General features: G+C 36.4%; 22 protein-coding genes. 10 read left to right on the plus strand and 12 right to left on the minus strand.

All coding sequences use genetic code 11. From position 1 onward, the window contains the following. Positions 1-29 precede the first annotated feature (29 nt). The 8 genes from hepT to ACYQ0O_RS03675 form a co-directional block, all read right to left on the minus strand. Positions 30-446 carry a type VII toxin-antitoxin system HepT family RNase toxin gene (gene hepT / locus ACYQ0O_RS03640; protein WP_459890734.1) on the minus strand — a complete coding sequence of 139 codons (417 nt, stop codon included), beginning with the start codon at positions 444-446 and terminating at the stop codon, positions 30-32. After that, on the minus strand, positions 437-892 hold the full coding sequence (locus ACYQ0O_RS03645) for a nucleotidyltransferase domain-containing protein (RefSeq protein ID WP_459890736.1): 456 nt from the start codon (positions 890-892) through the stop codon (positions 437-439). Before ACYQ0O_RS03645 ends, hepT begins: the two co-directional genes overlap by 10 nt. 245 nt (positions 893-1,137) lie before the next feature. After that, entirely contained in the window at positions 1,138-1,590 is a 453-nt protein-coding gene (gene tsaE / locus ACYQ0O_RS03650) for a tRNA (adenosine(37)-N6)-threonylcarbamoyltransferase complex ATPase subunit type 1 TsaE (protein ID WP_075068884.1), read from the minus strand. Next, a complete protein-coding gene (locus ACYQ0O_RS03655; RefSeq protein ID WP_459890739.1) occupies positions 1,587-3,116 on the minus strand; it encodes an NAD(P)H-hydrate dehydratase in 1,530 nt (509 codons plus the stop codon). Before ACYQ0O_RS03655 ends, tsaE begins: the two co-directional genes overlap by 4 nt. 21 nt (positions 3,117-3,137) lie before the next feature. After that, positions 3,138-3,509, minus strand: coding sequence for a holo-ACP synthase (acpS, locus tag ACYQ0O_RS03660; RefSeq protein ID WP_459890740.1), 372 nt, complete (start codon positions 3,507-3,509; stop codon positions 3,138-3,140). 4 nt (positions 3,510-3,513) lie between these two features. After that, positions 3,514-4,239, minus strand: coding sequence for a pyridoxine 5'-phosphate synthase (locus ACYQ0O_RS03665; RefSeq protein ID WP_459890741.1), 726 nt, complete (start codon positions 4,237-4,239; stop codon positions 3,514-3,516). Between the two features lie 14 nt (positions 4,240-4,253). Further along, the gene (locus ACYQ0O_RS03670; protein ID WP_459890742.1) at positions 4,254-5,903 is read right to left on the minus strand and encodes an AMP-binding protein; all 1,650 of its coding nucleotides are present in this window, start codon (positions 5,901-5,903) and stop codon (positions 4,254-4,256) included. A 26-nt stretch (positions 5,904-5,929) separates the two neighbouring features. After that, complete coding sequence (locus ACYQ0O_RS03675; RefSeq protein ID WP_459890744.1) at positions 5,930-6,496, minus strand: cupin domain-containing protein; 567 nt, start codon at positions 6,494-6,496, stop codon at positions 5,930-5,932. Positions 6,497-6,768: 272 nt separating this feature from the next. Between ACYQ0O_RS03675 and ACYQ0O_RS03680 the strand changes: the two genes are divergently transcribed. Together ACYQ0O_RS03680 and ACYQ0O_RS03685 are read left to right on the plus strand one after the other, a co-directional pair. Next, complete coding sequence (locus tag ACYQ0O_RS03680) at positions 6,769-8,067, plus strand: GAF domain-containing sensor histidine kinase (protein WP_459890746.1); 1,299 nt, start codon at positions 6,769-6,771, stop codon at positions 8,065-8,067. Beyond that, on the plus strand, positions 8,060-9,223 hold the full coding sequence (locus tag ACYQ0O_RS03685) for a tetratricopeptide repeat protein (protein WP_459890748.1): 1,164 nt from the start codon (positions 8,060-8,062) through the stop codon (positions 9,221-9,223). The genes ACYQ0O_RS03680 and ACYQ0O_RS03685 overlap by 8 nt, the downstream gene beginning before the upstream one ends. A 16-nt stretch (positions 9,224-9,239) precedes the next feature. Here ACYQ0O_RS03685 and ACYQ0O_RS03690 read toward each other — a convergent pair whose 3' ends face one another. Both ACYQ0O_RS03690 and ACYQ0O_RS03695 read right to left on the minus strand, forming a co-directional pair. Next, positions 9,240-11,540 carry a PEP/pyruvate-binding domain-containing protein gene (locus tag ACYQ0O_RS03690; protein ID WP_459890750.1) on the minus strand — a complete coding sequence of 767 codons (2,301 nt, stop codon included), beginning with the start codon at positions 11,538-11,540 and terminating at the stop codon, positions 9,240-9,242. A gap of 1 nt (position 11,541) precedes the next feature. Continuing rightward, positions 11,542-12,792 carry a Glu/Leu/Phe/Val family dehydrogenase gene (locus ACYQ0O_RS03695; RefSeq protein WP_459890752.1) on the minus strand — a complete coding sequence of 417 codons (1,251 nt, stop codon included), beginning with the start codon at positions 12,790-12,792 and terminating at the stop codon, positions 11,542-11,544. Between the two features lie 259 nt (positions 12,793-13,051). Between ACYQ0O_RS03695 and ACYQ0O_RS03700 the strand changes: the two genes are divergently transcribed. Genes ACYQ0O_RS03700 through ACYQ0O_RS03720 form a run of 5 tightly spaced genes read left to right on the plus strand, consistent with a single transcriptional unit; the run spans position 13,052 to position 17,852 of the window. Then, entirely contained in the window at positions 13,052-13,642 is a 591-nt protein-coding gene (locus ACYQ0O_RS03700; RefSeq protein WP_459890754.1) for a helix-turn-helix domain-containing protein, read from the plus strand. Positions 13,643-13,660: 18 nt separating this feature from the next. After that, complete coding sequence (locus ACYQ0O_RS03705) at positions 13,661-14,209, plus strand: 2-oxoacid:acceptor oxidoreductase family protein (protein ID WP_459890756.1); 549 nt, start codon at positions 13,661-13,663, stop codon at positions 14,207-14,209. Positions 14,210-14,224: 15 nt separating this feature from the next. Then, the gene (locus ACYQ0O_RS03710) at positions 14,225-15,820 is read left to right on the plus strand and encodes an FAD-dependent oxidoreductase (RefSeq protein ID WP_459890758.1); all 1,596 of its coding nucleotides are present in this window, start codon (positions 14,225-14,227) and stop codon (positions 15,818-15,820) included. Beyond that, the gene (locus tag ACYQ0O_RS03715; protein ID WP_459890760.1) at positions 15,820-16,974 is read left to right on the plus strand and encodes a transketolase C-terminal domain-containing protein; all 1,155 of its coding nucleotides are present in this window, start codon (positions 15,820-15,822) and stop codon (positions 16,972-16,974) included. The genes ACYQ0O_RS03710 and ACYQ0O_RS03715 overlap by 1 nt, the downstream gene beginning before the upstream one ends. 11 nt (positions 16,975-16,985) lie before the next feature. After that, a complete protein-coding gene (locus ACYQ0O_RS03720) occupies positions 16,986-17,852 on the plus strand; it encodes a thiamine pyrophosphate-dependent enzyme (RefSeq protein ID WP_459890762.1) in 867 nt (288 codons plus the stop codon). On the opposite strand, the gene ACYQ0O_RS03725 is transcribed toward ACYQ0O_RS03720, so the two are convergent. Beyond that, positions 17,845-18,696, minus strand: coding sequence for a deoxyribonuclease IV (locus ACYQ0O_RS03725; RefSeq protein WP_459890764.1), 852 nt, complete (start codon positions 18,694-18,696; stop codon positions 17,845-17,847). The genes ACYQ0O_RS03720 and ACYQ0O_RS03725 overlap by 8 nt on opposite strands. 133 nt (positions 18,697-18,829) lie before the next feature. On the opposite strand from ACYQ0O_RS03725, the gene ACYQ0O_RS03730 reads away from it, so the two are divergent. After that, positions 18,830-19,174 carry a CGGC domain-containing protein gene (locus tag ACYQ0O_RS03730; protein WP_075068869.1) on the plus strand — a complete coding sequence of 115 codons (345 nt, stop codon included), beginning with the start codon at positions 18,830-18,832 and terminating at the stop codon, positions 19,172-19,174. Between the two features lie 7 nt (positions 19,175-19,181). Here the strand turns inward: ACYQ0O_RS03730 and ACYQ0O_RS03735 are convergent, their stop codons facing one another. Then, positions 19,182-20,006 (minus strand): substrate-binding periplasmic protein, encoded by an 825-nt coding sequence (locus tag ACYQ0O_RS03735; RefSeq protein ID WP_459890768.1) that lies wholly within the window; start codon positions 20,004-20,006, stop codon positions 19,182-19,184. Positions 20,007-20,104: 98 nt separating this feature from the next. On the opposite strand from ACYQ0O_RS03735, the gene ACYQ0O_RS03740 reads away from it, so the two are divergent. Next, positions 20,105-22,735 (plus strand): PAS domain S-box protein, encoded by a 2,631-nt coding sequence (locus tag ACYQ0O_RS03740; RefSeq protein ID WP_459890772.1) that lies wholly within the window; start codon positions 20,105-20,107, stop codon positions 22,733-22,735. An 81-nt stretch (positions 22,736-22,816) separates the two neighbouring features. Continuing rightward, complete coding sequence (locus tag ACYQ0O_RS03745) at positions 22,817-23,578, plus strand: TIGR04219 family outer membrane beta-barrel protein (RefSeq protein WP_459890774.1); 762 nt, start codon at positions 22,817-22,819, stop codon at positions 23,576-23,578. The last annotated feature ends 52 nt before the right edge of the window (positions 23,579-23,630 follow it).

The following is a 23,630-nucleotide window of genomic DNA, read 5'->3' on the forward strand; positions in this document are numbered from 1 at the left end:
AATGGAATTTTTAGTAAATCCCATTGTCCTTATAACAGGGTTCCAATAATTTGTGTAAGTTCACGCAAATCGTCCAGTGATTCATGGACAATCTGGTATATCTTTTTATAATCTATTTCCCAGTATCGATGCACCAACATATTGCGAAAACGAGCCATTTTTTGAAGTCTATGACCCAGCTCATATGGTATAATCCCTGAGTTAGCAAGGATTGCAAAACACTCTGCATATCCTTCAGGTACCTGGTGTAGCTTTTTGGAACTAATATGTACACATATTTGAATAGCAGCCTCTATTGCTATAAGTAAACGATAACATGTAATGTCAATAATATCTCTGTCATTAAGGAATTTTTCCTGGGACATACCTTTTATTTTTTCCAAACGGATCATAGATTCATTTATGTCCTGAAAACGTTGTTTTATAAGGTCTATGTTTATTTCCATGATGTCATGGCTTCCTTAAGGGCCTTATAACGTATGGGTTTTAAGTCTAAATATCTAGTTACAACCCATACTGTCCAACCAACTCTTATATCCTCATTTCTGGAAAAAAGTAATGTTCCCTTAATTACATGATAAGAAAAGGTTACTGGTGCTTGATTTAGTATTTTTATGTCTATTGGTATATATCCAGGACCTTTTTCTTTTAATTTATCCACTATAATATTTTCTATATAATTACCAATATCCAGATCTATTAAGATGCTATTGTTTTCAATCTCTGGCCTCAAATATATGCCAATGTCTATATCTCTGAATGGCATTTCACTTACAAAAGAACCATATATATAACAAAAGATAATTTTGTCTATGTCTATCAGGCTCTCTTTTAAGACTATTTGAATCTTATCCCGTTCTTTTTTATTTAAGTAAAATAATCTTTCTTTCATAATTTATCTCTATATGAGTCACCTAGTCTGTTTCATTAACTCCGAAGTCTCAAGCTTTGTTGTGTATGTGTCTGTTATCTGTGTCTGTGGGTGTCTAAAGTTCAAAATTCAAGGATGAAGGTTGAAGGACGAAGGTTCCATACAAGATTGAAGGATTAATTTTGTTTGTTATTTTCTCGCCTTCACCCTTCATCCTTCTACCTTCTCACTAATCACTATTCACCATTCACTGTTCACTATTCATATCAATCACCTAAGAGTTCAGAAAATATAGTTCCCTTAACTCTGATTTCTAAGAATCTATTTACTTGTTTAGTTTTAAATTTTATTAAAATATACTCAGATGGCCAGTAAAATTCTGGCAACTTTTCACACCATTCAACAAATACAATATGTTCTTCAGAGGATAGATATTCTAGAATTTCCTCTTCTAATTCCACACAGCGATATAAGTCAATGTGAATTATCTCGGGTTCTGTTGGATATATATTAAATAGATTAAAGCTTGGGCTACTTACTTCTGCATTTTGAGAACCAGGAATGTTGTAGGTAAAGAATCTAACAAATGTAGTCTTTCCAGCTCCAAGATCCCCTTGCAATAAATAGATTCCATGTCCAATTTCCAGTGTTTTTTTAGCCAGTTTTTGGGCAATGTCCCTTAGTTTATTAATATCTGTCACATCTACAGTAAAATTCATTTTCTAACCTCTGGAATGGACATGGCTATTTCCTGGGCTAGATTTCCCCTGTGGGGATATTTTTCTTTTAAATATTCACCAGCAAGTGAATGCCACATAACTCCCATACATGCAGCATCTTTTGATTCTACTCCCATTCCCTTTAGGTATCCAATTATGCCTGATAAGACGTCTCCTGAACCGCCAATGGCAAGATTCTTACATGCAATATTTGATATATATATTTTTTTATTGATATCTCCAATAAGGGTCCCAGCGCCTTTTAATACACATACACATCCATATTTTTCTACTAATGATGTTACTGCTCCAAATCTATCTCTTTGTATTTTGTCAGTTGTAGTGTTTAAAAGATATGCTGCCTCACCTGGATGTGGTGTGAGTATTGTCTCTGGATCCATTTTTACGTCATCTTTATCCAGCTTAGATAGATTGTACAGCCCATCTGCATCTATTATGGTTGGAGGATGGTCTGTTTTTAGATATTTTTCTAAAAATTTTCTAGCACCTATATTTCTCCCCATTCCAGGACCAATTACAAGTGCATCAAATCTTGACAGTTCATCTTTTATCTCATCAAAATGGTACTGTTCAAATTCAAACTGATCCTTTGATCCAACAGATTTTGTCATTATTTCTGGCCAGTTTATCTTGATATTTAAACTGCATCCACCAGGTATAGCTGCAGTAACCAGTCCAGCTCCAGCCCTGAGCGCTGAGATAGAGCACAGGGTAGCTGCCCCACAAAGGCCACCCGCACCTCCAATTACAAGTACATGTGATGCTGATCCCTTGTGAGCCATATCTGTTATATCTGGAAGATATTTTATTATATCCCTGGGGATTCCATAAAAAGAAGGGGGATTTTCCAGTTTTACTTTTTGGGGGATTCCAATTTTTCCAACAATTAATTTGCCAACAAATTCTTTTGCCTCAGGAAGAAATAATCCTACCTTTGGTTCTTCAAAGGTAACAGTGGCATCTGCCATTACTGCAACAGGTGAGGGAATACCTGTTAGTCCATTTAGACCAGACGGTATATCCACAGACAAGATATAGCTAGTGGTTTTTGCCCCATTTATTGCATCTACGACTTTTTTGTAATCATTCCTGAGTATTCCAGAAAAACCAGTTCCAAGGAGTCCATCTATAATTATATCATATTCCCTTAGATCCATATTTTTTTCAGAAATTTTTTCAGCCATTACCCCCATTTTCAGAGTTAAATCAACATGATATGCAGCATCCTTTTTGTAAGATTCAAGGTCTTTTTTATACAATATTTTTACCTCTGCACCCATATCATTTAAGTGCCTGGCAACTGCAAAACCGTCCCCGCCATTGTTTCCTGGCCCAGCAATTATGGCAATCTTTTTTTTGTTTAGATTTTTAACTTCACCTTTAAGGCCATATACAACCTGCCAGGATGCGTTTTCCATGAGTATCTCACCATGGATTCCAATATGTTCAATGGTAATTCTGTCCCAGTTACCCATTTCCTTTGGTGTGGGTAGGGGAACATACATATATTTGCCTCCTCAATTTTTTTATTTCTCCAAAATTACCATGGCACCAGCTAGATTTTTCTCATGGGATATGGAGAGAAATATTTTTTTTAAGCCCAATCTTTGGGCAACCTCAAAGGCCCTTGAGTTTAATTCTATTTGTGGTGGACCATTTGAGACAGAAATTATTTCAATGTGTTTTAAAGATATACCATTTGAAAATCCAGTTCCCAATGCCTTTACAAAGGCCTCTTTTGCAGCAAATCTTGAGGCCAGGTATCTTACCATATCTTTGGGAGCCAGTTCTTTTTCCCGTGTTGTTAATATGCGAGATGAAAATTTATCTCCCCATCTCTTAGTGGCCCTCTTTATCCTTGGAATTTCCACAAGGTCAAAGCCAATGCCCAGGATCATCTATCTAATCCACAAAGGTCCTTATAATCTCAACCATTTCCTTAACTGCCCTTTCCATTCCAACTAAAGCAGCTCTGGCAACTATACTGTGGCCAATGGAATATTCACAAATACCATGTACCTTGGAAAATGCCCATATGTTCTCATAATCCAGCCCATGTCCAAGGTTTACCTTGAGTTTTAGATCCTGGGCCAACTTTATCCCTTTAAGTATTTTTTTTAGCTCATCTCTAACAGAGAGATCGTCTTTAGCATCTGCAAAGTGGCCTGTGTGTATTTCTATATACTGGCTTCCAATCTTTTTGGCCGCCTCAATTTGCTTTTCATCTGCATCAATAAACAGGGATGTCTTTATCCCGGCCTCTTTTATGGGTTTTAAAAACTCCTTTAAAAAATCAATCTTTGATGCAGCATCCAGTCCTCCTTCTGTTGTGAGCTCCTGTCTTTTCTCAGGCACCAAACACACCATATATGGTCTTATCTCCAAAGCTATTTTTTGCATCTCCTCTGTTGCAGCCATCTCCAGGTGGAGCTTTGTCTTCACAGTTTGCTTTAGGAGCAAAACATCCCTGTCCTGGATGTGTCTTCTATCTTCCCTTAAATGGACAATGATTCCATTTGCCCCTGCAACTTCTGCTAGAAAAGCTGCATGCACTGGATCTGGCTCCTTGGATAGCCTTGCCTGCCTAATTGTGGCTATGTGGTCAACATTTACTGCAAGTTTTGGCATAAAAAACCCCTTTTTTAATCTGTATTAAAGATTTGAGCGGCCTTTTCCCTTAACTTAAATTTCTGGACTTTTCCACTTGCTGTCATATCATAGGATTTAACAAAGGCAATATACTTTGGTATCTTGTATCTTGCAAGCTTTCCCCTGCAAAATTCTTTAATATCTTCTTCAGTATAATTATACCCTTCTTTTAAAATAATAAAGGCACCAACCTCTTCCCCATATTTTTTGCTTGGGACCCCAACTACTTGTACATCGTAGATTCCTTCCATCTGGTATAAAAATTCTTCTATCTCCCTGGGGTAGATGTTTTCACCGCCCCTTATTATCATATCCTTTAGTCGACCGGTTATGCTGAGGTATCCGTCTTTATCCATTACTCCCAGGTCCCCAGAGTGCAAGAAACCATCCTGGTCTATGGCCTCTTTGGTTGCTTCTTCCATTTTGTAATATCCCTTCATTACATTATAACCTCGACAACATACCTCTCCCTGGACCCCTTGTCCTACTTCTTTACCTGTTTTTGGATCTACTAATTTAACTTCAATTCCAGGCAGGGGTTTTCCCACGGTTTCAACCCGTTTTTCTATGGGATCGTCTGTTCTTGTCTGTGTAATAACTGGTGACGCCTCTGTAAGTCCATAACAAATGGTAATTTCTTTCATATTCATTTTATCCATTACCTGTCTCATGACCTTAACTGGACATGGTGATCCTGCCATAATTCCAGTCCTGAGAGAGGAGTAATCAAATCTGGAAAACATGGAATGTTCAAGTATTGCAATAAACATTGTGGGCACCCCATATAGGGCAGTGCATTTTTCCGCCTGTATGGAACTCATTGCAAGTAAAGGATTAAATTCTTCCAACACAACCAGAGTGGCTCCGTGTGATACTGCTGCCAGTACCCCTAATACACATCCAAAACAGTGAAATAATGGAACTGGTAGGCAAATTTTGTCTTTATGGGTTAGTTTCATATTTTCTCCTACCCAGAATCCATTATTTAAAATATTGTAATGGGTTAGCATAACCCCTTTGGGAAATCCAGTTGTACCTGAAGTATATTGCATATTGACCACATCATGTGGCGATAGCTCTTCCTGCCTCTTTTTGTATTCTTCATCTGAAACTATATTTCCCATACCAATTATTTCTGGGATGGAATAAACTCCTTTGTATTTTTCATGCCCTAGATAACATACCCTTTTTAAATTGGGTAGCTCTTTGCTCTTTAAATATTCTCTGGGCTGCTCCTTTAGTTCAGGAACAAGATCATATACCATTGAGAGGTAATCAGAATCCCTATATCCTTCCACCAAAAACAAATTTTCTGCCTCTGATTGGGACAACAAATATTTAAGTTCAGATGATTTATAGTGGGTATTTACTGTAAGGAGTATTGCACCAATCTTGGCAGTGGCAAATTGAAGTGCAATCCAATAAGGTACATTTGGAGCCCATACTGCGACTTTTTCGCCTTTTTTAACCCCAAGTCCCATAAGACCCTTTGCAAGTCTATTAACAAGGTCCAGAAATTCCCTGTATGTGAACCTTAAGTCCCTATCTACATAGACTACTACTTCATTGTCAGGGTATTTACTTACTGTATTATCCAATAGTTGTCCAAGGGTAATTTCCTGTAAGTATATGGTTTCCTCCATAACAAAACTCCAGTTTAAGTATTTTTTTACGGCATATATAAAACAGCATAGATCTTTGCCACTTCAGCACCTGCACACACCACTTTGTGTGGTACAGCTGAGTTGTAGTAAATTGAGTCCCCTTGCTTTAATATATATTTTTTATTTCCATAAGTAACTTCAATTTTACCAGATACAACTACTATAAATTCTTCTCCTTCATGGCTTGAGAAGTCAATGTCCTTACTACTTGGATAAATCTCTATATAAAAGGGCTCCATGTGTCTGTCTGTTTTACCCCTTCCAAGTGAGTAAAATTTAAGGGGTAGTTCGCCTTTTCCACCCCTGTATGCTGACTTTTCATGGGGCCTTGAATCGTTATGAATAACTATTGGGTCTTCACTGATTTTATCATCAATAAATGTCCCAAGCCTTGTTCCCAATGCCCTTGATATCCTAAGGAGGATTCCAATTGCTGGATACACCCTGTCCTCTTCAATATCCCTTAGAATATCTTCACTTAGACCAGTCCGTTTGGACAATTCTTCTAAATCTACTTCTTTTAATTCCCTAAATTTCGCTATCCTTTTGCCTATACCCAAGATCTTGTCCATACCCTTCTCCTGATATTTTGGAATTTTTAATTGGATAAATAAGGGTAAAAGAGATATAAAAGAAATATTGTCTTGTAAAGTGACAAAATTGTACTTTTTGAGAATATACAAATGAATTAGTGTTTGATACATTTGTTGAGTTAAATATCAATTAGCCTGAGTTTACCATTTTGATAAATTCGAGTTAGATACTTGTGGATTTTTTAATTTTTTTATATCTATAGGATCACATGTTGTAATATTAATTATTAATAGATCAGAAGGTATTTTATATGAAGAAGGATATTGAAAAAGAACTTGGATTTTTAAGGTCAATTATAAATATTTTGTCATCTGATAAGCTGAGTTTAAATAAAAAGATGGATAAGAGCCTCAGGCTTATCCTGAGGAAAGTACGTGCTTTGAAGGGTTCTATTATGTTGTATTCACAGGAAAAGGGAACCTTTCAAGTGATGGCTGCTACAAATAAAAAGATATTAAACAACGAGATCCCTGTTAACCCTAAATCCATATCTGGTTATGTTCTATCAACTGGTGAACCAGTTTTTTTTAAAGATATTAGAAAGTCAAAGAAATTTAAATCATTTGCAATTGGCAAGAATTATGATACCCCCTCACTTATATGTATGCCCCTTAAAAGTGGAAAACATATTTTAGGTGTGATTAATATCTCAGACCATGTGGAGAAAAGGTCTTTTACTGAAAATGACTTTATTTTTTTAAAGGATTATGCATCTATACTATCACCGCTCATAGAAAATTCATGTCTCTTGCACAAATTAATTGAGGAGAAAGAAAAATATAAAAAATTATCAGAGGAATTAAAAATAAGTAAAGAAGAACTCCTTATGACATATACAGAAAGACAGGAATTGGTGCAAATGGTGGTACATGATTTTAAAAGCCCCCTTTCTGCAATTATATCAAATTTGGATCTGCTCAAATATATTGGACTAAGTGACCAACAAAAACCAATAGTGGACACTGCATTAAATGGTGCTAAAAAGCTCCTTGATATGATTAATGAATTTCTTCAGATTGCAAGGGTGGATCAATTTCAAAAGGAAAAAATTAAATTTGAGCCTGTGTCTCTTTTGTCAGTTTTAAATGAAATCATTGATGAACTAAAACCACAGGCAGATATAAAGTCCTTAAAAATAGTTATTGAGACACAAGAAGATGTAAAACTAAGGGGAACCAGGTCCTTGATTTTTCATTTAATCCAGAATTTAATGTCAAATGCAGTTAAATATACCCCAGATAATGGACAAATAAAGATTTCCTGGAATGTATTTTCCACAAAAAGGGCAGGGGATAGATTTAAAAAAATTGTTCGGGTGTGTGTAGAGGACAGTGGACCTGGAATACCAGATGATCTAAAGACAGTTATTTTTAATAGATTTGAGAGGATAAATAGGGATAGGGGAGTACAGGGCACAGGAATTGGTCTTTTTATTTGTAAGAGAATAATGAATTTATTAGAGGGCAGAATTTGGGTTGAGGACGTAAAACCCACAGGGAGCAGGTTTTGTTTTAGTTGTTTTGTATATGAGGAGGAGGAAGATGGATAAAGAAAGACCCATTTTGTTGGTAGATGATATTCAACCAACCAGAGAAACCCTGATTAATATCTTACGAGTCCTGGGGTATAAAAATTTTTTAGAGGCCTCAAATGGTGAAGAGGCTATAGAAATTATTAAAAATAATAAGGACATCCAGCTAATAATAAGTGATTGGAAAATGCCAAGGATGAGTGGCTTTGATCTATTAAAGTGGGTCCGTAGCCAGGAAGAATATAAAGATATTCCTTTTATTATGGTCACATCAAAAGGTGAAAAGGAAGATATAGCCCTGGCAGCAGAGCAGGAGGTAACTGAATACCTGGTAAAACCAGTTACTGTGGAAGCCCTTATTTTAAAAATGGAGGATATAGACAAAAAGCTAGAAAAATCTAATGAGTTAAATAAACGTTTAAAAGAGATAAAGGAGCTAATTGCTACCTGTGAAGATGATGTGGTTAAGGAAAAACTTGATGAGGTCCTTAAAAAATATGAAAAAGACAGACCAAGGTTGCTTGCAGAAATAGCAAAGGTCTATATGGAAAAAGGTCAACTGGACAAGGCAGAGGAGATGGTGAGTTCAGCTGTTTTGGAAAATCCTTTATACACAAAGGGATGGCTACTTAAAAGTGATATTGCCCTGAAGAAAAAAGACCTTAATGGAGCACTTTCTGCCTTAAAAAAATTATATGAACTAAATCCCAATTCATCTAAAATCCTATATAATATTGGTAAGGTGTATCTATTAAAAGAAAGATTGGATAAGGCCAGGGACTTTTTTTTAATGGCCCTTAAAGTAGATCCAAACAATGACCAATTGGTACAGGATATATGGAACTTATATCTTGAAAAAGATCTGGTAAATGAAGTTGTGAGGGATTTTAGTCATATCTTGTTTGAAAGGTTGACAGTTGAGACCTTAAACAATCTGGCCGTGTCTTTGAGTAAACAGGGAGCAATGGATCAGGCCATAGTTGCTTATAGACAGGCACTTAAAAAAGAGCCTAAAAATCCACGGATTCACTATAATCTAGCAGTTGCATATTTAAAGACCGGGAAAAAGAAAAATGCACTGGCTCATCTAAATGAGGCCATACAAATTGATCCTGAATTTGAAAATGCCCAGAAGCTCCTGGAAAAACTTGTGAAGGAAAAGGAAGAAAAGTAAGCAAACATAAGGATAACTAGAACTTATTCAAAAAGCCTATGCCATATTGTTGTTTGCTGTTTTGATAGATATTTAAATACTTCCCTTTGTGTTCATCTGGTACGGAGATTACAAATATAATGTCATTAAATTCTTCTGCTTCAGGTAAAAATTGGGTAAGTAAGTTTTTACCTTTTTTGAAAAATTCCTCTCTGAAGATTGAGCCTTGGTGGTCTGGGAAAATAGCTATTGGAACTATATTGGCCTCAACAAGGTCACTGAAAAAGTGGGTACCATAAGATACCTCTGGGGTACAGCCATTTTGTTCAAATGCCACCTCAACAAGGACCCTGGTTCGATTAATGTCTTCATAATTTACTTTTACCCCCAGGTTGAGATCATTTGATCCCCATCTGCCAGGTCCAAACAGTCCAAAGGACCTCTTCTCAAGTCTCCTGTTTAATTTACCCACAATCCTGCCCACCTTTAATTTCTTCTCTGGGGAATCTATCATTGCATATTTTTTGGGGTCCACATAGACCACAAATTTTAGTCCCTCAATTTTGCAATTATTTAAGACCTTGTGGGTTGTAAATATGATGTCTTCGTCCTGGATTTCTTCTGGAATTTCAACCTGATCCACATCCTGTGTAACAGATAAGGATCTGCATTGCAGGATATATAACTTTTCTTCATCCCACGCAAATTCTATGTCAACTGGCCTATTATAGGCCTTTTCTAATTTTTTTAAGACCTCTTTTATAAGGGGGATGAACTTTGTTTTTTTTATAAGATTGTCAAAGGTAATACATGTGTTCCCAATGTCTATTTTTTTTGTTTTAAATAGGGGAGGGGAAATGTGGTCTCCCTGTTTTATTGAAACTGCATAAAAAAGGTCTGGATGTTTCACTTCCTTTAAGAACTCTTTAAGCAGAAGGGTCTTAAAGGAGCCATCCTCAAGGTCAATTACATCTACAAATTTTTGAGAATACCTACTAATATCGTCAGCAGAGACCTCTGGCCTCAAAGTTGGATGGGAGAGATAAATCATCCTTGGATAATCTCCTCCTGTCCTATCCACTGCCCTTGTTCCAAGTCCAAAGACCAACCTTATCATGCCCTGTTTTTTGTCTATTTTTGGTGTCCATGAATATGAGCTGTATGAAAAACCAACTCCAGCGGCAAAGGGGAGAAAATAGCGTCCAAACCTTCTGCCAACCACTTTTTGGACAAGTACACTCATTTTCTCATCAAAATCCAGTAAATTTCTATCTCTCCTGTAAATAATGGCTGCTGGTGAATAGGTGCTCATGTGGACCTGTTTTAGACCCCAGATAAATTGCTCAAGTCTTTTGTCTATATCTCCCTGGTTTGCCAGAAAAACAGAGTCATATTTTCCAGAAAAGGCGTAGCCAAAATTATCTTCCAGTAGACTGGAAGACCTGAGTATTAGGGGATGTTGTCCAACTCGTATTAAGAATTCCCTGAATTGTTCAACAATATCCTCTGGGAATGTTGCCTTTTCAAACAGGGCTGAAATCTGTTCATATCCCTTTTGAATCTCTTCCAGTGTCTTGTATTTTTGTGTGTGGAACTCATATAAGTCGTTATGATCTATAAATTCTGAAAAGATCCCTGAATTAAAAAAATAGGACTCAGGTATGGTGATATATTTTTTTAGTTCACCAATGGATTTATCAAACCTTGGGACAAGTATGCGATAGGCAAGATACATCCCTGCGGCCTTTCCACCTATCTTTCCAGGACGTCTCTTGCTCCTATAGGTATGATCTAAGATATCATTTATGTCTCTCACTGTTATGTGTTTTTTGGCGATACTTATAAATGCAAGCTGATTTGAAATAAAATAATTGATCAGAGCAACACGTATGCCTTCTACTTCATCTGGAGGAAGGTAGATATTGCCTTCAGGGATTTCACAAAAGCTCTTAACTGCCCTGAGGATCTGTCCAAAGGTTGCCCCCTCTTTATTAACTGTTTTTGTGAGTTCCCTGAAGGCTACTTTTTTTCTGGCAAAATTTATGTATTCATCCCATTCAGCCCTGTTAAAATAGAGACAAAAATATATAAATACCAATGTATCTTCGAGTTTTATTTTGTCTATCTCTTCTGAGGAGTCTGATGATGATATTATCTCATCTGCAGTTTTAGATAAGAATTCATCATCAATTCCCATTTTTTTTCTAAGTGCTTCTTTAAAGACTTCAACTATTATTCCCTTAATTTCTGGGTACTGGAAAACTCTTTCTAATAACAAATATCCCTTTAACAATTTTTCAATGGTATCTGTATCAATGTGCTGAATTTTTTCTTCCATATTACACCCAACCCCTAAGTTTACAGGCCTCAGCTACCCTTGATACTGCAAGTAAGTAAGCTGCTTCTCTCATATGAACCTTTTCATTTGTGTGCATTTCATATACAGATCTAAATGCCTTAGTCATCTTATCACATAGTCTTTTTTGTATTTCCTTTAAATTCCAATAATAGTTGTATGCATTTTGTACTTGTTCAAAATAAGATACAGTAACTCCTCCTGCATTGGCCAGAAAATCTGGAAGAGTGAGTATCCCTTTGTCATATAATATATGGTCTGCCTCTGGGGTGGTTGGCCCATTTGCCAATTCACAACATATTTTGCATTTTAATTTATCTGCGTTTTTCTCGGTTATTACATTTTCCAAGGCAGCAGGAAACAATACCAGTACGTCTAGTTCAAGTAATTCTTCATTTGTTATGGAATCTGCATCTTCAAATCCAACTACAGAGCCAGTCTCTCTCTTGTAATCAATTAATTTTTTTATGTTAAGACCATTGGGATTATATATACCACCCCTTGAATCAGATACAGCAACAAGTTTCATTTTTAGTATTGTTTCCCCTAAAATTGCCGCATGTTGTCCTGCATTTCCAAACCCTTGCACAGCCATTGGTTTACCTGTTAAGTCAATACCCATTGTCCTGGCTGCTTCCCTTACCACATATATTCCTCCCCTTGCTGTGGCCCCTTTCCTTCCAGGAGACCCACCAAGGGCCAGAGGTTTTCCAGTTATAACCCCTGGGTGCTTTTCCCCAACAAGGGTTTCATACTCATCCATCATCCAGGCCATTATCTGGGGATTTGTATATACATCTGGCGCTGGTACATCTTGAAACACTCCAAGGTGTTTTCCTGCTGCCCTTATATAACCCCTGGCCAACCTCTCTTTTTCTGGCTCAGATAGCTCTTTGGGATTGCATATAACACCGCCTTTACCTCCACCTAATGGGAGGTCTAACACCGCAGTTTTCCAGGTCATCCATGCAGCAAGTGCCCTTACAGTGTCTATGGTTTCATCGGGATGCCAGCGAATTCCTCCCTTGGCTGGTCCCCTGGCAGTGTTGTATTGTACCCTGAAGGCATCAAAGATCCTTACGCTTCCATCGTCCATTCTAACAGGTATGCGAAAATGGAGTTCCATCATGGGCCATCGCAGAAACTCATGTGTGGATTCATCTAGGCCAAGGTACTCAGCTGCTTCATCAAGTTGTTGTTGGGCTATGTGAAAGGGGTTTAAACTATTTTCCATTTTTCTCCTCCAGGTGTTTATAGATTTATTAAGTTAAAACATTAATTTTTATTAACCCAAGTCTGTGGAAATGATAAACTCAAATTAAGACAATTTTAATATTTTATTTCTTAAATTCAAGTAAAAAGCAATACTAAGTGCATTTAATTAAATTAATTTATCCTTGCATTTTGACAATAGTAGGATATAGTAGACAAAAATATTATTAACAAACAATGCTTATAAAATAAACCTTTTTTTATTAAGGGGTACAGAGAAAATGTCAGACATACAGAGCTCTTATGAATTAAAGATTGGGGAAAGGATCAAATTGATCCGTGAAAATAAGGGGATGGATATATCAGAGGTAGCGGAAAAGACAAATCTATCCAGACCCCTTTTAAACCAGATTGAAAGTGACCTTATCTCTCCTCCTCTCTCCACATTGCTTAAAATAGCAAATTGTTTGGGAGTGGATTTGGGAATTTTGCTTGGTGGTGAAAAGAAGGATATTAAAATAGCTGTAGTGAGAAAAGAAGAGAGGATCCATTCCCCAAGGAGGAAGTTAAAAGGTAGCAACGTATCCCTGGGATACAGTTATGAATCCCTTGCACACAAAAAGTCTAATAAGCACATGGAGCCTTTTTTGATCACCTTTGAGCCAAAGGAATCCAAGGATGTTGTGATGTTTGCCCATGAGGGAGAGGAATTTCACTATGTTTTAGAAGGAGTACTTGAGTTTAGTAGTGAAGAAGAAACCATTTTATTGTATCCTGGTGATAGTATTTATTTTGATTCAGATATTCTTCATGGCTTTAGGGCCCTTGAAGGAAAAATAGCAATGTCCCTTGCAGTTATTTTTAATAAATAACCATTAGGAGATATACCGGTGATAGAAATCCGCATACATGGAAGGGGAGGCCAGGGGGCTGTTATACTTTCCAAAATCATAGCCTACAGTTATTTTTTAGAGGGAAAATATTCTCAATCCTTTCCAACGTTTGGTGCTGAGAGGAGGGGAGCCCCTGTGGCATCCTTTGTTAGGGTGGACAATAATTTTGTATATCTTAGGGCTCCTGTAAAATCGTGTGACTACGTTGTTGTATTGGACTCCCATATTGCTGAAACTGAAGATATATTGTATGGACTGAAGAGGGAAGGTATTGTGATAATTAATTCAAAAAAAGGTCCTGAACATTTTTCAGTATCCAAAGAGGCCTCTGTTAAAACCATTGATATGAATAAAATTGCCTTAGAATACAACTTGGGGACAAAGATATCACCTTTTATAAATGCTGTTTGTGCGGGTGGTTTTGGAAAGATATCAAGATCTATTTCCCTTGAATCTTTAAAAAAAGCAGTAAAGAGATTTATTCCAGTGAAAATAGATGATAATATAAAGGCAATGGAATATACCTATAAATACATTAAAATATAAGTTTAGGAGTATTTGATGGTAGAAGGAATTGAACAAGAAAGTGTACTTTCATATCTGGATCTAGAAGATGTTCCAATGTCACTTACAACAACAGAAGGTAATTTAACTGGTAGCTGGAAGTATTTAACCCCTAAGTTTTCGTATAAATTATCTCCCTGTCAGAATTCATGTCCTTTAAAAAACAATATACCTGTAATTGTTAAATACATTAAACAAGATAGATTGGATGTTGCAGTAAATTTACTTAGAAAAACAAACCCCATCCCTGCCACTTTGGGTAGAATATGTCCCAATTTTTGTGAAAAAAGTTGCAGCAGAAATTACATAGACGAAAATGTGAGCATAGGGAGGATTGAAAGATATCTTGGTGATATTGCACTTGATATTCCATTTCCCAAGATAGAGGAAAAAAACAATTTAAAAATTTTAGTTATAGGCAGTGGTCCAGCAGGACTTGGCGCAGCATACTTTTTGAGAAGAAATGGATGTTATGTAAAAATTTTTGAAAAAAGGTCCATGTTAGGTGGGCTTTTAACCAGGGTGATACCAGAATATAGATTGCCAATTGAAGTTGTGTTAAGGGAAATCAACAAACTTATACAAGAGCTTGGTATAGAAGTAGAATTAGAAAGAATTGTAAATAAAGATGATATAGTGGAACTTTTAATGGAGTTTGATGAAATAATTATAGCATCTGGTATGCAAAAATCCCATATACCGAATAAATTTAAAGGCTATAAAAATGTAATAGGGGCATTAGACATACTTGAAGACATAAAGTCAAAAAAATATATAGATGGGGACACCTTTTATATTATAGGTGGTGGAAATGCAGCAATGGATGTTGCAAGGTCCCTAACAAGACTGGGTAAAAATGTTAAGATAATCTACAGAAGGACAAAGGATCTAATGCCTGCATACAAGGAAGAGATAGATGAGGCAGTAATGGAAAATATTTCCATAATAGAAAAAACAGTGGTTTTAGATGTTATTCAAAAAGAAGATAGCCTGGATGTGAAATTATGTAAAACAAGGTTAAACCAAGATAAGGTTGAGGTCATTGGGGATAGCTGGACAGAAACTGTTGATAGGGTGGTCTTTGCAATAGGTCAGGAAAATGACCTTACTTATCCACAGATGGACAATATATATATTGCTGGAGATCTATCTTTAGGACCCTCTTCTGTTGCAGAGAGTATTGCATCTGGAATGTTGGCAGCAAAAGAGATTTTAAGAAAACATGGAATAATAAAAAAAGAGTCAGAAGATGATGAAAAAGTGGTGCAAACAGATAAGCTGAGCTTTGAGTTTGTTGAAAAAAAAGCTTCTTTTACAATGGATATATCTATACCAGAAGAACTTTCTGGGAATTTTGATGAAATAAAAAAAGATGTAACCAGAGAAGAGTTTGAAACAGAAGTCAACAGATGCCTTGAATGTGGCACGTGCACAGGATGCAAAACCTGCTGGTTTTTTTGTCCTGATATCTGCATCCAAATTGGAGAAGTTGGAGGTGGTTATATTGCCAATATAGACCTTACCCATTGCAAAGGGTGCGGGATTTGTTCTTCTGTTTGTCCAAGGGGGATGATTGAGATGGAGGAAGATTGATGAATGAAAAATTGCAAAGGCACGATATGTTACTTGGCAGTGAGGCAGTGGCAAATGGTGTTGCCCTGGCAAAACCCGCTGTGATAGCTGCTTATCCAATAACTCCTCAAACACACATAATAGAGACTTTATCAGAAATGGTGGAATCAGGAGAGTTGGATGCTCAATTTGTTAGGGTGGAATCAGAACTTTCTGCAATATCCACCTGTTTTGGAGCAGTTGCAACTGGGGTTAGGGCCTTTACTGCAACTAGTTCCCAGGGTCTGGCATTGATGCATGAGTTTTTGCACTGGTTTTCTGGCTCAAGATTTCCAATGCTCATGGTAAATGCCAATAGGGCACTGGGATCCCCATGGAATATATGGACTGATCAGTCAGATTCCATGAGTCAAAGAGATACTGGATGGATTCAGATATATGCATCAACAGTTCAAGAGGCCCTGGATTTTGTATTTATTGGATATAGACTTACTGAAAAAATAATGGTTCCTGTTATGCTCAATTTAGATGGTTTTATATTGTCCCATACTTTAGAACCCCTCTATATCCCTGATATATCTCTGGTGAAAGAGTTTCTTCCAGATTATGAACCCAAATATTTTTTGGATACAGATAGTCCCCGCTCATTTTGCGCACCAGCAACTGCTGATAATTTTTATTTCTTTAAAAAAAGACTATTTGAAACAACGTCCTCATCTTCTGATGTTTTAAAGAATATTTTTGAGGATTTTAAAAGTATTTTTGACAGGGAGTATTCGTGCATTCTTGAATATAGAACAGAAGATGCAGAGGTATTAATTGTATGTTGTGGGGCAATTTCAGGCACAGCAAGGGTTGCAGTGGATAATTTAAGGGAAAAAGGAATCAATGCAGGGTTACTTGACCTTAAATTGTTTAGGCCATTTCCAGAGGATGAATTTCTTAGTTTAATAGATGGATGCAAAAGGATTATTGTTTTAAATCGTTCTGTTACTTATGGTTGTTGTGGGACCATTACCCAGGAAATTAGAAATGTTTTGTTTAAGTCTTCTTATCAAATAGACGTTGCTGATGTAATAATCTCTTTGGGAGGTAAGGTTGTTGAAGTTGATACAATATCTAATATGGTAGAAAATTTCCACACTTTAGATACCAATAAAACAATCTGGTTATAAAGGGAATAGATATGTATAGAGAAATTACTTCCATGGAATATTTAAACCAAGGACATATGGCATGTCCTGGTTGTGGGGCTTCTCTTAGTATGAGACATGCAATTAAGGTCATGGGGGATAGGACCATCTGTGTAATCCCTGCGTGTTGCTGGTCTATAATTGGAGGGATATTCCCCACCACTGCGCTGTCTGTTCCACTACTCCATGTGCCATTTGCAACAGCTGCTGCCTGTGGATCTGGGGTAGTAAGGGCACTTAGATCAAAAGGGGATCTTGATACAAATGTAATGGTGTGGGCAGGTGATGGAGGGACCTTTGATATAGGGCTTCAGGCCTTATCTGGTGCTGCAGATAGGAAAGAGGATTTTATTTATGTGTGTTATGACAATGAAGCGTATATGAACACTGGGATTCAACAGTCCTCTGCAACTCCTCCTTATGCATGGACCACCACTTCAACAAAGGGAAAACCAGGCTTTCAACCCAAAAAGGATATAATTTCAATTGTCATGGCACACAACCCAGCCTATGTGGCATCTGCAACAATAGCCTATCCTGAAGATTTTATAATGAAATTTAGAACGGCAAGGGATAAAAGGGGCTTTAGGTTTATACACCTTTTGAGCTCTTGCCCTCCAGGTTGGAGGATAGATTCTAAAGATTCAATTTCTACCTTAAGGATGGCGGTAAAAACAGATATCTTCCCCTTATTTGAGTTAAATGAAGAAGGTAGGTTAGTACGTACTGTGGAAATTAAAGAGATGGCTGATGTTAAAGAATACTTTAATATGCAAAAGAGATTTGTAGAGATTTCAGACAGAGATATAGAACTGATTAATGGTTATATTGAAAAAAGAAATAGACGTTATTTTAAGTAGCTATAAGACTTCTTAATACCTTTAAGTTTTTTATGTCTTCTTTTAGATCCTTTCCCTTTGGTGTTTCTAATACCATGGGATGATTTTTAAATAGTGGATCATTTAATAGAAATTTAAATGCAGAAAGTCCTATTTTCCCCAATCCAATGTGCTCGTGTCTATCCACCCTAGAGCCCAACCCTGTTTTGGAATCATTTAAATGGAAAAAGTGTATCTTAGATATACCTATGGTCTTATCAATAAGCTCCATGGTGTTTTTATAACCATTTTCATCCCTTATATCATATCCAGCCTGAAATATGTGTGCAGTATCAATACACACCCCAAGCATGTTGGAATACCTGGAATATGTTATAATATGTGCCAGCTCCTCAAATCTACTCCCAAGGCCATTTCCCTGTCCAGCTGTGGTTTCAAGAAGAATTGATACATTATTTTTGGGAGAATTTTCAATGGCAGAGTCAATTGAATAAACTGCCCTCTTAACTCCAGCATAAATCCCATCTCCACCATGGGAGCCAGGATGGGTTATTAGATATCCTATTCCAAGTAAACAAGCCCTATTAATCTCATCTATAAATGCCTGGATAGATTTTTTCTGTATCTCTTTATCCTTTGCTGCTAAGTTAATTAAATATGAGGTGTGGATGGCGATTTTATATTTGCCCCAATTCCCCCATTTTTCCCGAAAAAAGGTGATGTCCTCTTGACTTAGGGCATGGCTCTTCCACTGTCTTTGATTTCTGGAAAATATTTGCAGGGCTTCTCCCCCAACTTTTTTGATTCTATCAATTGCCCTGTGGAGTCCACCGCTAATTGACATATGTGCACCCAGATGTGGCATAATATTATCCTTTTTGTTAAAATTCTTTACTAATTGGAATAATAGGTGTAAATTTTAAAAGTGATAAATAACCGGATGGTTCTCACTTGTAAAGGTATTTAAGTAGTAACCATAAACATAAAGGGGGTATGGTATGAAAAAGGTAGCTGTAATCTATTGTTCCAGGTATGTAGATTCTGGTTTTGGGTGTCCAGGTGAATGGAGATGTCTAAAGGCTGCAGCACTTGGTGAAGGCAAATTTGATGAGCCTTCTAATGTGGTCTTTTGGATAAAGTGTGAATGTCCTGGAAAGACAGTTATTCCAAATACCAAGATGGCAATGAAGTTGTCTGAAATAAAACCCGATGTTATTCATTTTAGTTCATGTCTTGCAGGTTCCTATCCGCCATGCCCTTATTATGATGTACAGGAGATGGCAGAAAAGATAAAAGAAAGCTTTGATATTCCAGTAGTTTTAGGAACTCATGAATACAAATAATATATTGCTAGGGGCATCTTTTGCCCTTAGCGTTTTTATTTTCAATATCTTTAAGATTTTTTATCAATTTTTGTTTCCATTCATTGTATAGGCGATCTAGTGTACCATTACGTCTTAAGATAGATAATCCTTTGTTGAAATCATGTAATAATTTCAGGGAATTTTTCCTGTTTTTTGGAAAACACACATACAGATTTTTATATTCAATAATTGGAGATAGTACCTCTACTTTATTTATACAATGGGGAAGATATTTTTTCATTAGATAGTATGCAACATACTTATCTATAACTATTAGATCCACCCTTCCCTTTATTAATTTTTTTAGATTGATAAGGTCATTTCTTGCATAGTCCTTTATGAGATAATTGGCATTGTCTATTTTATCAGTGTTAATGTAACCTTTTACAAGACCAATTCTATATGTTCTTAGATCTTCAATATGTTTATATTTAATTTTGCTTTGTTTTCTTGCTAAAAATACAATAGGTCCTCCATAGAATGGATCAGAAATATAAAAATATTTTTCTCGCCACTTGACATAATATGCAGGGAAAAAGCCATCAATTTCTCCTTTTTTACCCTTGTGAATAATCCTTGTCCATGGCCTGAACTTTATCTCAACAGAATATCCCATCTTTTCAAGGACTTTTTTAACTAACACATAGGTATATCCTTTTTGGGGTAATTCTTTTCCAACGTAGGGAGGCCATTCAAGGGTAAGGAGGGTAATTTTTTCTTTTGCTATATAATTGGTTTGAGGAAAACCAGTGGTTTGGATTGTTAAAATCCATATTATCAGTGCCATTAATGAGACTGTTATATATCTCATGGTGATTATATGGGATAAAAAAAATGTTTGTTGTCAAAAGGATATTTTTTCAGTAAGTTAACATGGAAAAAGAAAAATGTAAATAGGTGGGGAATAATATGTTTAATTCTTTAAAAACAAAGATAGTATGTTGGACTGTGCTGGTATTAGTAGTAGTATTTTTAATTGGCAGCTTCTTTTTTTACTCAAGTGAAAAAAATAAGGTTTTAGAGTCTATTAATAGAAAAGCTAAGTACCTTACAAACAGATTGAGCATTAGTACTGTGGGTCCTCTATGGAATGTGGATAAAGAAGAGACAATAAGATTGCTAAATGCACAGTTGGTGGATAAAGATATTTATGCAATCATTGTCTTAGATGAAGACAATAAAATCTTTGCAGGTCTAATCAGGGATAAAAGATGGGAGATAAAGAGGTTTTCTCAGACCAATCTTCCCCATGTTAATAGATATATTTACAACCATGCAGAAATTATCATGCCTAAAGGGGAAGAAAAAGAAAGAATCGGATCAGTTCATGTATATATTACCCCAAATTTTGCCTACAAACAATTAAAGAAGTCTGCATTTATAGTGCTCTCTCAATTTGGTTTTCTAATCCTGCTTTTGGCGGGTGTCTTAATTGTTTTTATGGATAAAATTGTCATAAATAGGATAGATGCCCTGGTGAATGGTATCTCTTCTGTGTCTAGGAAGGATTTTTCCCAGGAGATACCCGACTTAGGAGATGATGAAATAGGATTTTTGGCAAAAGAGTTTAATTTTATGGTGGATGAGCTAAAAAAGTATGAGGGAGAACTAATTTCTGAGATGAGACGGTGGGAAGTGACTCTAAGGGCAATTGGTGATGGAGTTATTGTCACAGATCCACAGGGTCGAATTGATCTCATGAATGATGTTGCCTGTAAGTTAACTGGATGGAGAGAAGATGAGGCCAGGGGAAGAAGTTTGGAAGAGGTATTTGTTATTGTAAATGAACTAACAAGAAAGCCTGTGGAATCGCCTGTAAGGAAAGTTATCAGACATGGAAGGATCGTTGGCCTGGCAAATCACACTGTTTTGATTTCCAGAAGTGGTAGAGAAATACCAATAAAAGACAGTGCAGCACCAATAAAGGACGATTCAGGAAAGATTTTGGGAATTGTAATGGTGTTTACTGATATGTCTGTTGAGGTAGATCTTTTAAAGAAAGTCGCCCATTCCTCTATGGTTCAAAGGGGACTTATGGAGGTGGCCAATGTAATAATTGCCATAACAGATAAAGATGATAAATTACTTTTTTGGAATAGGGCTGCTGAAAAGATTACAGGATATTTAAGGGATGAAGTTTTAGGAAGTAGAGAAGGATGGGAGCTAATTTATCCAGATAGAGAATACAGAGAAAAAATGTTGAAAATAATACATTCTGTTATGGATACAGGTAGACCCTTAGATGGAGGAGAGTCAAAGATTATCACAAAAGATGGAGACAAGAGGATTATATTTTGGTATTCAGCGTGCTTGCAAGGAAAAGATGGAGAGTCTGCTGGTTGTTTGCATGTGGGTGTGGATGTTACTTATAAAAAGAAGTTAGAGAAAGAGATATTAAATGTGAAGAAGATGGATGCCTTGAGTTTGTTTGCAGGTGGTATTGCCCATGATTTTAATAATATCTTGACTTCTATAATGGGAAATATTTCCTTGATGAAATATTCAGACTCACCAATGGATATTCAAGAGAGGCTAGAGTTGGTGGAGAATGCAGTAAACTATGCCTCTTCATTGGTCTCTAAGCTACTAACTTTTTCTAAAAAAGATACCCCTGTAAAGGAAGTAGTTTCCCCTGATAAAATAATAAAAGAAACAGTTGAACTTGTTTTAAGTGGGTCCAATGTTAAGTGGGAGTTAAATATTGAAGAGTCACTAAATAAAGTAGAAGTTGATCCAATTCAGGTGTCACAGGTAATACAGAATATAGTGATTAATGCAAGACAGGCGTGTGAAGGTAGAACTAACCCAGAAATAGATATATCTGCAAAGAATGTTATATTTGAGAAAAGAATGGAGATAGGAGATAGGTTAATTGGTCCAGGTAGATTTGTTGAGGTTATGGTTAGAGATAATGGTAAAGGCATATCAACAAAAGATCTGGACAAAATTTTTGATCCCTTTTTTACAACAAAGAAAAAAGGACATGGACTTGGACTTGCCATCTGCTACTCGATGATAAAAGGACATGGGGGAGAGATTGTTGTAGAATCTACTCTGAACAAGGGGTCAACATTTAGGATTTTTATTCCAGCTCTGGAGATAAGGGAAATAAAAATAGATGAATATGACAGTAAGAGAACAAATGGACAATTCTCAGGAAAGGTGCTCTTGCTGGAAGATGATGTAATGATCGCTGAAGTTGCAAATGAACTGCTCAAACACCTGGGATTTGATGAAGTTGTTTTGGCTAAAGAGGGAAATGAGGCAATATCTGTATTTAAAGAGGCCTATAACAAGAATGATAAATTTAGTTTGGTGATTTTGGATCTTACTTTACCTGGAGGAATAGGTGGACAGAAGGTGATGGAGGAGATATTAAAGATTGATCCCCATGTTGTAGCAATTGTATCTAGTGGGTATATACAAGATCCAGTTATGGTGGAATATGAAAAATATGGATTTAAGGCTGCGTTAAAAAAGCCCTATACCATTCAAGAGTTGGAGAAAGTTTTGAGGGAAATTTTAGCGCAAGGTCATTAAAACTAGGTTTATCACTTTGATAAACTTGGGTTAAGGAGGAAAAGAATAGTTTTTTAAATTTTTTAAAAAGGGAGGTCACACATGAACAAAAAAAATTTAATGGTTACTGCTTTTATTTTAGTCTTTTTTATGATGCCAGCACTTGCCTTTGCAATTGGTGCAGAAGTGAGCCTTGGCATGTGGCAGCAGGATCCAAATGGATACTTTTCCTATAAAGGAGAACATTTAAGTGTTGATGATGAACTAAGGTATGACACTGAAACCAAACTGCTTGCCAGGGCAAAAATAGACATGCCCCTGTTTATTCCAAATATCTATCTCATGTATACACCAATGGATTTTGATGGAAATGGAATCAAGTCAAAAACCTTTAAGTTTGGAGATGTAACATTTAAGGGTAATGTACCCTTTAAATCTGAATTGCAACTGGACCAATACGATATAGCCCTCTATTATGGAGTACCATTTTTAAATACCCTTTCTGCTGGAATTTTAAATGTAGAAGCTGGATTAAATTGCAAGATAATTGACTTCTATGGAAAGGTTAAGCAGCCAGATCTCTCCCTTTCAGAATCAAAATCTACAACTATTCCAATTCCAATGGTCTATCTTGGGGTGCAGGTAAAACCAATTAAATGGATATCTCTAGAAGGCGAGGCAAGGGGAATAGCCTATTCTGGAAGTGGTTACTATGATTTCATTGGCAGAGTAAAGATACATCCCTTTGGTCCCCTTTTTCTAAGTGGTGGATACAGATATGAAAAAGTGGAAATAGATTACACTGACGTGGATTCAGATATTGAATTTTCTGGACCATTTTTAGAGGTGGGTGTTAGTTTTTAAAAATAGTATTTTTTCTGCTATATAGAGCTAGAGCTGCCAGTGATGTACCCTG

Source organism: Desulfothermus okinawensis JCM 13304 (assembly GCF_054654515.1).

Bases quoted from the DNA above. Each gene is read 5' to 3' on its own strand.
- hepT (WP_459890734.1), bottom strand. From the start codon at position 446: ATGGAAATAAACATAGACCTTATAAAACAACGTTTTCAGGACATAAAT.
- ACYQ0O_RS03645 (WP_459890736.1), bottom strand. From the start codon at position 892: ATGAAAGAAAGATTATTTTACTTAAATAAAAAAGAACGGGATAAGATT.
- tsaE (WP_075068884.1), bottom strand. From the start codon at position 1,590: ATGAATTTTACTGTAGATGTGACAGATATTAATAAACTAAGGGACATT.
- ACYQ0O_RS03655 (WP_459890739.1), bottom strand. From the start codon at position 3,116: ATGTATGTTCCCCTACCCACACCAAAGGAAATGGGTAACTGGGACAGA.
- acpS (WP_459890740.1), bottom strand. From the start codon at position 3,509: ATGATCCTGGGCATTGGCTTTGACCTTGTGGAAATTCCAAGGATAAAG.
- ACYQ0O_RS03665 (WP_459890741.1), bottom strand. From the start codon at position 4,239: ATGCCAAAACTTGCAGTAAATGTTGACCACATAGCCACAATTAGGCAG.
- ACYQ0O_RS03670 (WP_459890742.1), bottom strand. From the start codon at position 5,903: ATGGAGGAAACCATATACTTACAGGAAATTACCCTTGGACAACTATTG.
- ACYQ0O_RS03675 (WP_459890744.1), bottom strand. From the start codon at position 6,496: ATGGACAAGATCTTGGGTATAGGCAAAAGGATAGCGAAATTTAGGGAA.
- ACYQ0O_RS03680 (WP_459890746.1), top strand. From the start codon at position 6,769: ATGAAGAAGGATATTGAAAAAGAACTTGGATTTTTAAGGTCAATTATA.
- ACYQ0O_RS03685 (WP_459890748.1), top strand. From the start codon at position 8,060: ATGGATAAAGAAAGACCCATTTTGTTGGTAGATGATATTCAACCAACC.
- ACYQ0O_RS03690 (WP_459890750.1), bottom strand. From the start codon at position 11,540: ATGGAAGAAAAAATTCAGCACATTGATACAGATACCATTGAAAAATTG.
- ACYQ0O_RS03695 (WP_459890752.1), bottom strand. From the start codon at position 12,792: ATGGAAAATAGTTTAAACCCCTTTCACATAGCCCAACAACAACTTGAT.
- ACYQ0O_RS03700 (WP_459890754.1), top strand. From the start codon at position 13,052: ATGTCAGACATACAGAGCTCTTATGAATTAAAGATTGGGGAAAGGATC.
- ACYQ0O_RS03710 (WP_459890758.1), top strand. From the start codon at position 14,225: ATGGTAGAAGGAATTGAACAAGAAAGTGTACTTTCATATCTGGATCTA.
- ACYQ0O_RS03715 (WP_459890760.1), top strand. From the start codon at position 15,820: ATGAATGAAAAATTGCAAAGGCACGATATGTTACTTGGCAGTGAGGCA.
- ACYQ0O_RS03720 (WP_459890762.1), top strand. From the start codon at position 16,986: ATGTATAGAGAAATTACTTCCATGGAATATTTAAACCAAGGACATATG.
- ACYQ0O_RS03725 (WP_459890764.1), bottom strand. From the start codon at position 18,696: ATGCCACATCTGGGTGCACATATGTCAATTAGCGGTGGACTCCACAGG.
- ACYQ0O_RS03730 (WP_075068869.1), top strand. From the start codon at position 18,830: ATGAAAAAGGTAGCTGTAATCTATTGTTCCAGGTATGTAGATTCTGGT.
- ACYQ0O_RS03735 (WP_459890768.1), bottom strand. From the start codon at position 20,006: ATGAGATATATAACAGTCTCATTAATGGCACTGATAATATGGATTTTA.
- ACYQ0O_RS03740 (WP_459890772.1), top strand. From the start codon at position 20,105: ATGTTTAATTCTTTAAAAACAAAGATAGTATGTTGGACTGTGCTGGTA.
- ACYQ0O_RS03745 (WP_459890774.1), top strand. From the start codon at position 22,817: ATGAACAAAAAAAATTTAATGGTTACTGCTTTTATTTTAGTCTTTTTT.